Source organism: Aerosticca soli (genome assembly GCF_003967035.1).
Lineage (GTDB): Bacteria > Pseudomonadota > Gammaproteobacteria > Xanthomonadales > Rhodanobacteraceae > Aerosticca > Aerosticca soli.
In genome coordinates this window covers 1,470,983-1,484,787 of the sequence record NZ_AP018560.1, presented here as the reverse complement: position 1 = coordinate 1,484,787, position 13,805 = coordinate 1,470,983, and the positions used below count along the sequence as shown (strand labels likewise).

Here is a 13,805-nt window from a genome sequence, read left to right as displayed (position 1 = left end):
CGAACCCTCACAGGTTGTAGGCGCGTTCCTCGTGCAGGGCGAGGTCCAGCCCCATCAGTTCCTGCTCCTCGGTGACGCGCAGGCCGATGGTCCAGTCGATCAGCTTGAGCAGGACCAGGCTCAGCACGCCGCTCCAGACGATGGTGAAGCCGACGCCCTTGGCCTGGATCCACAGCTGCGCCATCGGCGAGGTCACCGCGGCGTTGAAGCCGCCCAGCGCCGGCGAGGCCAGCGGTCCGGTGAGCAGGCCGCCCAGGATGCCGGCCACCGCGTGCACGCCGAACACGTCGAGCGAGTCGTCATAGCCCAGTCGCCGCTTCAGGCGGGTCGCGCTGAAGAAGCACACCGCGCCGGCGACGATGCCGAGCACCAGCGCGCCGCCGGGGCCGGCGGTGCCGGCGGCCGGCGTGATCGCGACCAGTCCCGCCACTGCGCCGGAGACGATGCCGAGCACGCTCGGACGGCCATGCAGGGCCCATTCCACCGTCATCCAGCCGAGCGCGGCGCCGGCGGTGGCGATCTGCGTCACCAGCATGGCCATGCCGGCGCTGCCGTTGGCGGCCACCGCCGAGCCGGCATTGAAGCCGAACCAGCCCAGCCACAGCAGGCTGCCGCCGACCACGGTGTAGCCGAGGTTGTGCGGCGGCATCGGCGTGGTGGGGTAGCCCTTGCGCTTGCCGATCACCAGACACGCGACCAGACCCGCGATGCCGGCATTGATGTGCACCACGGTGCCGCCGGCGAAATCCAGCACGCCGAGGTCGCCGAGCAGCGAGCCGGCGCCGCTCCACACCATGTGCGCCATCGGCAGGTAGACGACCGTCAGCCACAGGCCGCTGAACCAGAGCAGCGCGCTGAACTTCATCCGCTCGGCGAACGCGCCCACGATCAGCGCGGGGGTGATGATCGCGAAGGTGAGCTGGAACATGGCGAACACGCTTTCCGGCACGGTGTTGTAGAGCGTGTCCGGCTTCATGCCGGCGAGGAACACCCGGTCCAGCGCGCCGACGATCGAATGCCAACCCACGTGACCGGCCTGCATGCCGGTGGTGCTGAATGCGGCCGAATAGCCGTACACTAGCCACAGCACCGACACCAGCGCGGTGATGGCGAAGCACTGCATCAGCACCGACAGCAGGTTCTTCGCCCGCACCATGCCGCCGTAGAACAGCGCCAGGCCGGGGATGGTCATCAACAGCACCAGCATGGTGGCGGTGAGCATCCAGGCGGTGTCGCCGCTGTTGAGCGTCGGTGGCGGCGTGCCTTGCGCGTGCGCGGCCATGGACAGCCCGGACAGGCCGCACAGCAGCGCGACGCGCGCCGGCGTGCGGCGGTTCCCCACACTCGAACGCTTCATCTCACAGCGCATCGGCGTCGACCTCCTGCGTGCGGATACGAACGACCTGTTCCAGGGCCGAGACGAACACCTTGCCGTCGCCCACCTTGCCCGTGCGCGCGGCGTTGCCGATCGCTTCCACCGCCTGCTCGACCTGCGCATCGGTGACGGCGATCTCGATCTTGAGTTTGGGCAGGAAATCGACCACGTACTCGGCGCCGCGATAGAGCTCGGTATGGCCGTGCTGACGGCCGAATCCCTTGACCTCGGTCACGGTCATGCCCTGCACGCCGACTTCGGCCAATGCCTCGCGCACTTCGTCGAGCTTGAACGGCTTGATCACCGCGGTGATCCACTTCATCGGGCGGCCCTCCCTTCGCTGGTGTTGCTGCGATACAGCACGATGCGTGCCATGGGCCTGCGGACGCCGCTGGCCGCTGGTGCTGCATTGCGCGAGGCCAGCTTTCGCCTCGCGACGGTGCATGGGCCGCGCACGATTGGTGCAATTCCTGCGATTTGACCGCGCCGCCCGCAATCCGTACCATTTTGGTCTTGATTTTGTGGGCTTCCCGGGCCATTGCGATGCTGCGCGTCAGCCGTCTCGTCGATTACGCCACCATGGTGATGACCTGCCTGGCCAGCCATCCGGGCAGCGTGCTGAGCGCGGCGCAGATCGCCGAGGAGACTCGGCTGGAGCAGCCCACCGTGGGCAAGCTGCTCAAGGTGCTGGGGCAGGCCGGGCTGGTCGCTTCGTTCCGCGGCAGCAACGGCGGCTACCGGTTGGCGCGGCCGGCCCGGCAGATCAGCGTGGCCGAGATCGTCGAGGCCGTGGAAGGGCCGCTCGGCATGACCGAATGCAGCCAGGCCGACGGCCAGTGCCTGCGCGAACCGGGCTGCCCGGTGCAAGCGGGCTGGCGGCGCATCCATCGGGCGGTCGAATCCACGCTGCGCGCCATGCACCTGGATGACATGCTCGCCCCGCCCGTCACCGCCGTGGCGATCGCCGACATCGGCCGCCGCCCTCATTCCGGAACCGCGCCATGACTTCCGATCCACATGTTCCCGTCACCGACACCACCCAGGGCAACGAGGAGATCCTCGAGGCGCTCGGCCGTCGCTATGCGGCGGGCTTCGTCACCGAGATCGAGACTGACAGCTTGCCGCCGGGCCTGTCCGAAGAAATCATCCGCGAGCTTTCCGCGCGCAAGGGCGAGCCGGCCTGGATGACCGACTGGCGCCTGGCCGCCTACCGGCAGTGGCTCGCCATGCCGATGCCGCACTGGGCGAAGCTTTCCATCGCGCCGATCGACTTCCAGGCGATCAGCTACTACGCCGCGCCCAAGAACCGGCCCAAATCGCTCGACGAGGTCGATCCGAAACTGCTGGAAACCTACGACAAGCTCGGCGTGCCGCTGCACGAGCGCGCGCGGCTGGCCGGCGTGGCGGTGGACGCGGTGTTCGATTCGGTCTCGGTCGGCACCACCTTCCGCAAGGAGCTGGCCGAGGCGGGCGTGATCTTCTGCTCGATGAGCGAGGCGATCCGCGAACATCCCGAACTGGTGCGCCGCTATCTGGGCAGCGTGGTGCCGCCGCGCGACAACTACTTCGCCGCGCTCAACGCCGCGGTGTTCTCCGACGGCTCGTTCGTGTTCATCCCGAAGGGCGTGCGCTGCCCGATGGAGCTTTCCACTTACTTCCGCATCAACGCCGGACACACCGGCCAGTTCGAGCGCACGCTGATCATCGCGGAAGAGGACAGCTACGTGTCGTACCTGGAAGGCTGCACCGCGCCGATGCGCGACGAGAACCAGCTGCACGCGGCGGTGGTGGAGCTCGTCGCGCTGGATCGCGCGCAGATCAAGTACTCCACCGTGCAGAACTGGTATCCGGGCGACGAGGAAGGCCGCGGCGGCATCTACAACTTCGTGACCAAGCGCGGCGACTGTCGCGGCGACGACTCGAAGATTTCCTGGACGCAGGTCGAGACCGGCTCGGCGATCACCTGGAAATACCCGAGCTGCATCCTGCGCGGCGACCGTTCGGTGGGCGAGTTCCATTCGGTCGCGCTCACCCACCATCGCCAGCAGGCCGACACCGGTACCAAGATGATCCACCTGGGCCGCGACACGCGCTCGAAGATCGTCTCCAAGGGCATCAGCGCCGGGCGCAGCAGCAACAGCTACCGTGGCCAGGTGCGTATCGAGCGCGGCGCCGCCGGCGCGCGCAACCACACCCAGTGCGACAGCCTGCTGATCGGCAAGCACTGCGGTGCGCACACCTTCCCTTATATCGAGGTGCGGCATCCGGATGCGATCGTGGAACACGAGGCCACCACCTCGAAGATTTCCGACGAGCAGCTCTTCTACTGCCGCAGCCGCGGCATCGGTGAGGAGGATGCGGTGTCGATGATCGTCGACGGCTTTTGCCGCGAGGTGTTCCGCGAGCTGCCGATGGAGTTCGCGGTGGAGGCGAAGAAACTGCTCGAAGTCTCGTTAGAAGGCGCGGTGGGATGAGCGGGGCGTCTCTTGAAACCGAGCTCGTGATCCGTCCGGCGCGGCCGCAAGACGCGGTTGCGATCCACGCACTGATCGGCGAATTGGCCGACTACGAAAAACTTCGCCATGAAGTGGACGCGACGCCCGCGGATATCGAGCGCGACCTGTTCGGGACCAATCCGCGCGTATTCGCCGAAATCGCACAGTGGCAGGGCGAGCTCGCCGGCTTCGCGCTGTGGTTCTACAACTATTCGACCTTCCGCGGCCGGCACGGCGTGTATCTCGAGGATCTGTTCGTGCGGCCGGCATGGCGCGGCCGCGGCATCGGCAAGGCGCTGATCGTGACTCTTGCCAGGCGTTGCGCGGCGGAAGGGCTGGCGCGCTTCCAGTGGTCGGTGCTCGACTGGAACACGCCTGCGATCCAATTCTATCAATCGCTCGGCGCGCAACTGACGCCGGAGTGGCTCGGCTGTCGCCTCGAGGGTGACGCGTTGAAAAAGCTGGCGGACGCCTGAGTCGACAAGGAACAGAACATGGCAATGCTGAAGATCGAAAACCTGCACGTCCGCATCGAAGGCAAGGACATCCTCAAAGGGCTGAATCTCGTCGTGGACGCAGGCGAGGTGCACGCCATCATGGGCCCCAACGGCGCGGGCAAGTCCACGCTGGGCGCGGTGCTCGCCGGGCGTGAGGGCTACGAGGTGACCGCCGGCTCGGTCACCTTCGAAGGCCGCGACCTGCTGGCGATGACGCCGGAAGAGCGTGCCGCCGCCGGCGTGTTCCTGGCCTTCCAGTATCCGGTCGAGATCCCCGGCGTGAACAACACCTATTTCCTGCGCGCCGCGCTCAATGCGCAGCGCAAGGCGCGCGGCGAGCCGGAGCTCGACGCCATGCAGTTCCTCAAGCTGGTGCGCGAGAAGCTCAAGGTGATGCGCATCTCCGAGGAACTGCTGCATCGCGCGGTGAACGAGGGTTTTTCCGGCGGCGAGAAAAAACGCAACGAGATCTTCCAGATGGCGGTGCTCGAGCCCAAGCTCGGCATCCTCGATGAGATCGACTCGGGCCTGGACATCGACGCGCTGCGCCAGGTCGCCGCCGGGGTGAACGCGCTGCGCGCACCGGTGCGCTCGTTCATCGTCGTGACCCATTACCAGCGCCTGCTCGACTACATCGAGCCCGATTTCGTGCATGTGATGATCGACGGGCGCATCGTCCAGAGTGGCGACAAGCAGCTGGCGCACAAACTCGAAGCGCAGGGCTACGCCTGGGTGGCCGAGCGCGGCGAGCCGGCCGGGGCAGGGGCATGAACCGTCCGAGCGTTCCCTTCGTCGACTCGCAGTCGGCCGCGCCGTTGCCGAGGAGCGGCCTGGCCTGGCTCGACGCCGCGCGACGCGAGCATCTGGAGGCCTTCGCCGCCCGAGGCTTGCCCGACACCCGGGACGAGAACTGGCGCTACACCGCCCTGCACGCGCTGGCCCAGCGCCGCTATGCAGTCGGCGACGATGAGGCGGCAGAGCGCCCGGTGGCGGCCGCATCCCTGGCCTGGCCGCAGGCCGAGGGGCCGCGTCTGGTCTTCGTCAACGGCGTCTATCGTGCCGATCTTTCTCAGCACGACGACTTGCCCGAGGGCGTGAGCCTGCGTCCGCTCACCCGCGCGCTGCACGAGGACCCCGAGCCGTTGCGGTTCGTGCTGGAGCGCCGTTACCGCGAGGCGGGCGACGCCTTCGACCGGCTCAATGCCGCCTTCGCCGCCGATGGCGCGGTGTTGCGCGTGGACGCCGGTGTGCGCGTACCGGCGCCGGTGCAGCTGATCTTCATCGGCGCGCCGGCGGCGACCGCGTGCACCTGGCACCTGCGCCATGTCATCGAGCTCGGCGAGGGTTCGGCGCTCACTTTGATCGAGCGCCATCTGGGCGAGGATGCGGGCGACTACCTCGCCACGTCGGTCGGCGACCTGCGTCTGGGCACCGGTGCCCGGCTCGATCACCTGCAGGTGCAGACCGCGCCCGGCAAGGCGACGCTGATCCGTCGCGAACGGCTCGACCTGGCTGCCGACGCGCAGGTGCGCTGTCATGTACTGGAGCTCGGCGGGGCGCTCGTCCGGCACGACGTGCAGGCGATTCTGCACGGCGAGCGGGCGCGGTTCGACAACCGCGGCGTGTTCGCCCCGCACGGTCGCCAGCACGTGGACAGCGAACTGGCCATCCGGCATGCCGGCCGCGAGACCGTGTCCTCGTCCGACTGGCGCGGCGTGGCGGGTGCGCGGGGCAGGGGCGTATTCCGCGGTTCGATCATCGTCGATCCGGGCGCGGACGGCGCCAATGCCGCATTGACCAGCAAGAACCTGCTGCTGTCGGCGCAGGCGGAGATCGACACCCGGCCGGAACTGGAGATCTACACCGATGCGGTCCAGGCCGCGCACGGCGCCACCGTCGGCCAGCTCGACGAGCGTGCGCTGTTCTACCTGCGCGCCCGCGGCATCCCGCTCTCCCAGGCAAGATCCATGCTGACCGAGGCGTTTTGCGCGGCGATGTTCGCGGATCTCGAACCGGCCGACTGGCGCGAGCGCCTCGCGGCCTTGCTGGCCGCCCATCTGCGCCGCGGTGACGAGACATGAGCCCGCCGTCCCGGCCTGTCGCCACGGCAGGCGAGTCGGGTTTCGACGTGATGCGCGTGCGCGCGGATTTCCCTCTGCTCGAGCGCAGCGTGCACGGCAAGCCGCTCATCTACTTCGACAACGCCAATACCAGCCAGAAACCGCGCGGCGTGATCGAGGCGGTGGATGCGTTCTATCGCGAGCACAACGCCAACGTCTCGCGGGCGGTGCACACGCTCGGCGAGGAAGCCACCGAGCTTTACGAGGGGGCGCGCGACCGGCTGGCGCAACACATCCATGCGCCATCGCGCGACGAGCTCGTGCTCACCTCCGGCGCCACCCAGGCGATCAACCTGGTCGCCTACAGTTACGCACTGCCGAGGCTGAAAGCCGGCGACGCGATCCTCACCACGACGATGGAGCACCACGCCAACATCGTGCCGTGGCAGCTCGTCACCGCGCGCACCGGCGCGACGGTGAAGGCCGCGCCGATCGATGCGCGTGGCGAGCTGATCGTCGAACGCTTCATCGACCTGCTCACACCCGAGGTGAAACTCGCCTGCGTGGCGCACGTGTCCAACGTGCTCGGCACCGTCAACCCGGTGCGCAAACTGGCGCGCGAATGCCGGCGCCGCGGCATTCCGCTGCTGGTCGACGGCTCGCAGGCGGTGCCGCACCGGCCCGTCGACGTGCAGGCGCTGGGCTGCGATTTCTATGCCTTCACCGGCCACAAGATGCTGGCGCCGACCGGCACCGGCGCGCTGTGGGCCAGGCGCGAGCATCTGGCCGCGATGGAGCCGTTCTTCGGCGGTGGCGAGATGATCCGCGAGGTGCGCTTCTCCGGCACTGTCTTCGCCGACCCGCCGCACCGCTTCGAGGCCGGCACGCCCAACATCGCCGGTTTCGCCGGCATCGGCGCGGCGCTGGATTACTACGCCGGTCTCGGCTTCGCCGCGATGCGGTCGTGGGAACAGCGCCTGCTCGCCTACGCGACCGAGCGGCTTCGTGAGCTGCCCGGCCTGCGCCTCTTCGGCGAGGCAAGGGAAAAAGAGCCGGTAATCTCCTTCCTGATCGAAGGCACGCAGGCCACCGACCTTGCCACCCTGCTCGACCTCGAAGGCGTGGCCGTGCGTTCGGGCCATCATTGCGCCCATCCCTTGATGCAATTCTTCGGCGTGCCGGCTACGCTGCGCGCCTCGCTCGCCTTCTACAACACGCTCGAGGAGGTCGATGCCTTCGTCGAGGCGCTGCGCAAGGTGCGCAAACTGCTGCTGTGAGGCGCCTTTGCCCGTTTTTCGACGACGCCGGCCATGATCGACCCATCGACGTTTCGGCCGGAGGACCACCGGCGCGTGCTGATCGTCGCTCCGCATCCGGATGACGAGACACTCGCCGCCGCCGGTCTGATCCAGCGCGTCCAAGCCGCCGGCGGGACCGTGCGCGTGCTGCTGCTGACCGACGGCGACGCCAATCCCTGGCCGCAGCGCTGGCTGGAGCGGCGCCTGCGCATCGGCCCCGCCGACCGCGCCCGCTGGGGGCGTCGTCGGCGAGACGAATGGCATGCGGCGCTCGACCTGCTCGGCGTGCCGGTGGGCGAACGGCGGGCATTGGGCTGGCCGGACATGGGCCTGACGGCGCGGCTGGCCCTGGCGCCGGCGCTCTGGCGAACGCCCTTGGTGCGGGAGCTTAAGGATTTCCGCCCGGATCTCGTCGTGCTGCCGGCGCTTGCCGACCGTCATCCCGACCACGGCGCAGCCCACGTGCTGATGCGCCTGGCGCTGGCCGCCTGGACGCAGGAACCGCCGGCCCTGCTCGGCTATCCCGTCCACGTGCGCGACGTGCCCGGCGCCCGCATCGAGGTGCCGGCATCGGCGGCCTTCATGGCGCAAAAGGAGCGGGCGCTGGCTTGTCACCGCACCCAGCTCGCCTTGAGTGGCGGCCGTCTGCGCCGACTGATCGAGCGCACCGAATGCTACGTGCCGACCACGCCGGTGACAGCGCCGGGTGTGCTGCCCTGGCGACCCTCGCCGGTGCTGGGGCCATGGCTGCGGCTGACCATCGCCACGCCCGCCGGCCTGCGCACGGTGCCATGGTCGACGCTGCCGCGGCTTCGTGCGGGATCGCCCCCCCGAGTCGAGCTCGACGACCCTGCGCCGCGCTTCGTCAAGCTGCACACCAACCTGCCTTCGCCGTGGATCTTCGACCTCTGGGGCTGGGCCGAGCTCTGACCGCTCGCGGTCGCTTTGCATGCTGCTGGACTTCGTCGTTACGATGCCAAAGCCCGCCTGATCGCCCGGAGCCTCCATGTCCATCGTCGCCGCCCGCCAGGGCATTTTGTCGCTCAAGCTCAACGATGCCGCCGCGCTCTACAATGCCTACATGCCTTTCTTGAAGAACGGCGGGCTGTTCGCGCCGACGACCCAGCGTTACAGCCTTGGCGATGAGGTGGTCCTCTTGGTCACGCTGCTCAACGAGGCCGAACGGCTGTCGGTGGCGGGCAAAGTGGCGTGGGTGACGCCGGTCGGCGCGCAAGGCAACCGGGTGGCCGGCATCGGCGTGCATTTCGCCGACTCTCCCGACGGCGAGGCCGCGCGCCAGCGGATCGAGAATCTGCTGGCCGGTGCTTTCCCGGCCGAGCGGCCGACCCATACGATGTAGCGCGCACACCCTGAAAGACCGGGCGATTCATCGCCCAAGGGCGGGGATCGCCACGCTTGGCGACGCCGAGCGCCATACCTTGAAGAAATCCATGACCCAGCACCTGGACCTGCTCGAAGCCGAGAGCATCTACATCCTGCGCGAAGTGTTCGCCAGCTTCCAAAAGCCGGTGATGCTCTATTCCCTCGGCAAGGATTCGCAAGTGCTGCTGCACCTGCTGCGCAAGGCGAGTTTCCCCGCGCGCCCGCCGCTGCCGCTGCTGCACGTGGATACCCTATGGAAGTTCCGCGAGATGATCGCCTTGCGCGAGCGCGTCGCCGCCCGCGGCGACGTGGAAGTGCTGGTGCACGTCAACGAGGAAGGCGTGCGCCAGGGCATCTCGCCGCTGGTGCACGGCGCGGCGGTGCACACCGACATCATGAAGACGCAGGCGCTCAAGCAGGCGCTGGACAAGTACGGCTTCGATGCGGCGATCGGCGGCGCGCGCCGCGACGAGGAAAAATCCCGCGCCAAGGAGCGCGTGTTCTCGTTCCGCAACGCGCAGCATCGCTGGGATCCCAAGCGCCAGCGGCCCGAGTTGTGGCAGGCCTACAACACGCGCCTCTCGCCCGGCGAGAGCGTGCGCGTGTTTCCGCTTTCCAACTGGACCGAACTCGACGTGTGGCGCTACATCCGGCGCGAGGGCATCGAGGTGGTGCCGCTGTACTTCGCCGCCGAACGCCCGGTGGTGGCGCGCGACGGCACCTGGATCCTGGCCGAGGACGCGCGCTTCGTGCCGCGACCCGGCGAGCGTGTCGAGCGGCGCAGGGTGCGCTTTCGCACGCTCGGCTGCTGGCCGCTCACCGGCGCGATCGAATCGCAGGCCGACACGCTGGACAAGATCATCGACGAGATGGAGCGTTCGCGCAGTTCCGAGCGTCAGGGCCGGCTGATCGACCACAACGCGACCAACTCGATGGAACGCAAGAAACAGGAAGGGTACTTCTGATGGCCGCACGGCTTCGCTTCATCACCTGCGGCAGCGTCGACGACGGCAAGAGCACCTTGCTTGGAAGGCTGCTGTACGACGCCGGCGCGGTGCTGGAGGACCAACTCGACGCGCTGCGCCGCGACAGCCGTCGTCTGCATGGCGAGGAGTCGCTGGATTTCGCCCTGCTCACCGACGGCCTGGAGGCCGAGCGCGAGCAGGGCATCACCATCGACGTCGCCTGGCGCTACTTCCACACCATGCGCCGGCATTTCATCGTCGCCGACTGCCCCGGCCATGAGCAGTACACCCGCAACATGGCCACCGGCGCCTCGCAGGCGGAGCTTGCGGTGGTGCTGGTCGATGCGCGCAAGGGGCTGCTGGCGCAGACCCGCCGGCACAGTTACATCTGCGCGTTGATGGGCATCCGCCAGGTGATCCTGGCGGTGAACAAGATGGATCTGGTCGGTTTCGACGCGGACGTCTATGCGTCCATCGTCGAGCCGTACCGGGCGCTCGCCGCGCGGCTCGGCATCGAAACCATACACGCGCTACCGGTGGTGGCGCCGGACGGCGACAACGTCGGTGCGCACTCGGCACGGATGCCCTGGTATACGGGGCCCACGCTGCTGGAACTCCTGGAAAGCGCCGAGGCCGAGCCCGCGCCGCCGCGCGCGTTCCGGCTGCCGGTGCAGTGGGTCAATCGTGCGGATGCCGATTTCCGCGGTTACGCCGGCACGGTGAGCGGTGGACGCGTCGCCGTCGGCGACGAGGTCGTGGTGCAGCCGGCCATGCAGCGCGCACGGGTGGCGCGCATCGTCACCGCCGACGGCGATCTCGCCGCCGCTGCGCATGGCCAGGCGGTCACACTGTGTCTGGACCGCGAGGTCGACGCCAGCCGCGGCGACGTCATCGCCAGTGCCGCCGAACCGGCGCCGGTCGCCGACCAGTTCGGCTGCCATCTGATCTGGATGGACGAGGCGCCACTGCTGCCCAACCGCAGTTATCTGCTGCGTCTCGGCACGCGTACGGTCAACGCACGCGTCACCGCGATCAAGCACAAGGTCGACGTCAACACCCAGGCCGAGCTCGCCGCGCGGCGCCTGGAACTCAACGAAGTCGGCTACTGCAACGTCGACATCGATCAGCCGGTGCCGTTCGAGCGCTATGCGGACAATCGCACGCTCGGCGGATTCGTGCTGATCGACCGCCAGAGCAACGCCACCGTCGCCGCCGGCATGATCGATTTCGCGCTGCGCCGCGCCAGCAACATCCACTGGCAGCACACCGACGTGGACAAGGCCATGCGCGCGCTGGCCAAGGGCCAGCAGCCGCTGTGCCTGTGGTTCACCGGCCTGTCCGGCGCGGGCAAGTCGACCATCGCCAATCTGGTCGAACGCCGGCTCGCCGCGCAGGGCTTCCACACGTATCTCCTGGACGGGGACAACCTGCGCCACGGGCTCAACGTCGATCTCGGCTTCACTGCCGAGGCGCGGGTGGAGAACGTGCGCCGCGTCGCCGAGGTGGCCGCTCTGATGGTCGATGCCGGGCTGATCGTGCTGGTGTGCGTGATCTCGCCGTTTCGCAGCGAGCGCGAATTCGCCCGCAGCCGTTTCGCCGAGGGCGAGTTCGTCGAGATCTTCGTCGATACGCCGCTGGCCGAGTGCGAGCGGCGCGATCCCAAGGGTCTCTACCGCAAGGCCCGCGCAGGCGAGATCCGCAACTTCACCGGCATCGATTCACCCTACGAGCCACCCTTGCAGCCGGAATTGCACCTGCATGCCGAGGGCCGCCGCGCGGAGCAGCTGGCCGAGGAGGTGCTGGCCAAGGTGGCTGCCCTGCAGACCCGGGCGGACTGACCGGCGCCGCCGCTTCACGCGCGGCGCCAGGACGCTTCAGCGCCGCGACGGCGGCTTCCTGCCGGGCTTGCGCGAACGACCCTCGCCCTGCCGTGCCGGCCCTGCCTTGCGCGGCGGCCGCGTGCCGCCGCTCTCGTCCTCGCCATCCCAGGCACTGATGCGCAGTTGCTGCTGGCTCACCCAGACCTTACGCAGATGCTCGAAGATCTCCTTGGGCATGCCTTCGGGCAGGTCGATCAGGCTGTAATCCTCGCGGATGCTGAGGCGGCCGATGTGCTGGCTTTCCAGCCCGGCCTCGTTGGCGATCGCGCCGATGATATTGCCGGGCTTGACGCCGTGCCGATGGCCGACCTCGATCCGGTAGGTGCGCTTGCCCGCCTCGGTGACGTGCGGCCGAGCCGGGCGCGCCGCCTCACGCCGAGACGGCTCGCGTGAAGGGCGGTCGCGCCGGCCGTGCGCTTCCGTCTCTTCGCCGTGCGCGGCGGTGTCGCGCGGTTCGCGCCGCGGCGGCGGATCGAGCAACAGCGGCTGGCGGCCCTGGGCGATGCGCGCCAACGCGGCGGCGATCTCCAGGGCCGGCACGTCGTGCTCCTGTTCGTATTCCTCGACCAGGCGCTGGAACAGCTCCAGGCCGCCGGCGGCCAGGGTGTCGCTGATGCGCTGCTTGAAACGGGCGATGCGCTGATCGTTCACCGCTTCCACGGTCGGCAGTTTCATCTCCTCGATCGGCTGGCGGGTGGCGCGCTCGATCGCGCGCAGCATGCCCTTCTCGCGCGGGGTGACGAACAGGATCGCCTCGCCGCTGCGGCCCGCGCGGCCGGTGCGGCCGATGCGGTGCACGTAGCTTTCGGTGTCGTAGGGGATGTCGTAGTTGAGCACATGGCTGACGCGCTCCACGTCCAGCCCGCGGGCCGCGACGTCGGTGGCGACCAGGATGTCGAGCTTGCCTTCGCGCAGTTGCTGGATCACCCGCTCGCGCTGCGGCTGGGCCATGTCGCCGTTGATCGCGGCGGCCGCGAACCCGCGCGCGGCGAGTTTCTCGGCCAGTTCCTCGGTGGCCTGCTTGGTGCGCGCGAACACGATCATGGCGTCGAAGGGTTCGGCCTCGAGGATGCGCGTCATCGCGTCGAGCTTGTGCACGCCGCTCACCCACCAGTAGCGCTGGCGGATGTTGGTGGCGGTGGCGGTGGCGGCCTTGATCGCCACCTCCACCGGATCCTTCAGGTGCCTCTGCGCGATCTTGCGGATCGGCGCCGGCATGGTGGCGGAAAACAGCGCCACCTGGCGGTTCGGCGGGGTCGCCTCCAGCACTTTCTCGACGTCGTCGACGAAGCCCATGCGCAGCATTTCATCGGCTTCGTCGAGCACCACGAACTTGAGCTCGGCCAGGTCCAGCGTGCCGCGCTCGAGGTGGTCGATCACCCGGCCCGGCGTGCCCACCACCACCTGCACGCCGCGACGCAGCGCGTTGAGCTGGGGGCCGTAACTCTGACCGCCGTAGATCGGCAGCACCTGCAGCCCGGACAGATGCGCGGCGTAGCGCTGAAAGGCCTCGGCGACCTGGATGGCGAGCTCGCGGGTCGGCGCGAGCACCAGCGCTTGCGGCTTGCGCGTGTCGAGGTCGATGCGCGAAAGGATGGGCAGGGCGAAGGCGGCGGTCTTGCCGGTGCCGGTCTGCGCCTGGCCGAGCACGTCGCGTCCCGCCAGCAGGGGCGGTAGGGTGGCGGCCTGGATCGGCGAGGGCGATTCATAGCCGACCTCCGCCAGTGCCTGCAGCAGCGCAGGCTTCAGGCCGAACGCGGCGAACCCGGCGCTGGCCAGGGATGAGTCGGAAGCAGGGGAAGTCATGGGGGAAGCCTCGAAAAAAGCCATGCCCGTCACGGGGCATGGAGAG

The 13,805-nt window shown here is 68.7% G+C and carries 13 protein-coding genes; 10 read left to right on the top strand and 3 right to left on the bottom strand.

All coding sequences use genetic code 11. The features are described from left to right. Nucleotides 1-7 precede the first annotated feature (7 nt). Nucleotides 8-1,357: an ammonium transporter gene (locus tag ALSL_RS06995; protein ID WP_126537749.1), complete on the bottom strand. Its 1,350-nt coding sequence runs from the start codon at nt 1,355-1,357 to the stop codon at nt 8-10. Between the two features lies 1 nt (nt 1,358). Beyond that, on the bottom strand, nt 1,359-1,697 hold the full coding sequence (locus ALSL_RS06990) for a P-II family nitrogen regulator (protein ID WP_126537747.1): 339 nt from the start codon (nt 1,695-1,697) through the stop codon (nt 1,359-1,361). 221 nt (nt 1,698-1,918) lie between these two features. On the opposite strand from ALSL_RS06990, the gene ALSL_RS06985 reads away from it, so the two are divergent. From ALSL_RS06985 to cysC, 10 genes are all read left to right on the top strand, one after another. Then, nucleotides 1,919-2,380, top strand: coding sequence for an SUF system Fe-S cluster assembly regulator (locus ALSL_RS06985; protein ID WP_126537745.1), 462 nt, complete (start codon nt 1,919-1,921; stop codon nt 2,378-2,380). After that, complete coding sequence (gene sufB, locus ALSL_RS06980) at nt 2,377-3,849, top strand: Fe-S cluster assembly protein SufB (RefSeq protein WP_126537743.1); 1,473 nt, start codon at nt 2,377-2,379, stop codon at nt 3,847-3,849. The genes ALSL_RS06985 and sufB overlap by 4 nt, the downstream gene beginning before the upstream one ends. Next, on the top strand, nt 3,846-4,346 hold the full coding sequence (locus ALSL_RS06975; protein WP_126537741.1) for a GNAT family N-acetyltransferase: 501 nt from the start codon (nt 3,846-3,848) through the stop codon (nt 4,344-4,346). The genes sufB and ALSL_RS06975 overlap by 4 nt, the downstream gene beginning before the upstream one ends. Nucleotides 4,347-4,370: 24 nt before the next feature. Then, nucleotides 4,371-5,138: a Fe-S cluster assembly ATPase SufC gene (gene sufC, locus ALSL_RS06970; RefSeq protein WP_126540089.1), complete on the top strand. Its 768-nt coding sequence runs from the start codon at nt 4,371-4,373 to the stop codon at nt 5,136-5,138. Beyond that, nucleotides 5,135-6,448 (top strand): Fe-S cluster assembly protein SufD, encoded by a 1,314-nt coding sequence (gene sufD, locus ALSL_RS06965; protein ID WP_126537739.1) that lies wholly within the window; start codon nt 5,135-5,137, stop codon nt 6,446-6,448. The genes sufC and sufD overlap by 4 nt, the downstream gene beginning before the upstream one ends. Beyond that, a complete protein-coding gene (locus tag ALSL_RS06960) occupies nt 6,445-7,704 on the top strand; it encodes an aminotransferase class V-fold PLP-dependent enzyme (protein ID WP_126537737.1) in 1,260 nt (419 codons plus the stop codon). The genes sufD and ALSL_RS06960 overlap by 4 nt, the downstream gene beginning before the upstream one ends. A gap of 33 nt (nt 7,705-7,737) precedes the next feature. Next, nucleotides 7,738-8,655 carry a PIG-L deacetylase family protein gene (locus tag ALSL_RS06955; RefSeq protein WP_126537735.1) on the top strand — a complete coding sequence of 306 codons (918 nt, stop codon included), beginning with the start codon at nt 7,738-7,740 and terminating at the stop codon, nt 8,653-8,655. A gap of 76 nt (nt 8,656-8,731) precedes the next feature. After that, a complete protein-coding gene (locus tag ALSL_RS06950) occupies nt 8,732-9,085 on the top strand; it encodes a PilZ domain-containing protein (RefSeq protein WP_126537733.1) in 354 nt (117 codons plus the stop codon). Nucleotides 9,086-9,176: 91 nt separating this feature from the next. After that, nucleotides 9,177-10,073, top strand: coding sequence for a sulfate adenylyltransferase subunit CysD (gene cysD, locus ALSL_RS06945; RefSeq protein WP_231700184.1), 897 nt, complete (start codon nt 9,177-9,179; stop codon nt 10,071-10,073). Further along, the gene (cysC, locus tag ALSL_RS06940) at nt 10,073-11,911 is read left to right on the top strand and encodes an adenylyl-sulfate kinase (RefSeq protein WP_126537731.1); all 1,839 of its coding nucleotides are present in this window, start codon (nt 10,073-10,075) and stop codon (nt 11,909-11,911) included. Before cysD ends, cysC begins: the two co-directional genes overlap by 1 nt. 36 nt (nt 11,912-11,947) lie before the next feature. On the opposite strand, the gene ALSL_RS06935 is transcribed toward cysC, so the two are convergent. Continuing rightward, nucleotides 11,948-13,759: a DEAD/DEAH box helicase gene (locus ALSL_RS06935; protein WP_126537729.1), complete on the bottom strand. Its 1,812-nt coding sequence runs from the start codon at nt 13,757-13,759 to the stop codon at nt 11,948-11,950. Between the last annotated feature and the right edge of the window lie 46 nt (nt 13,760-13,805).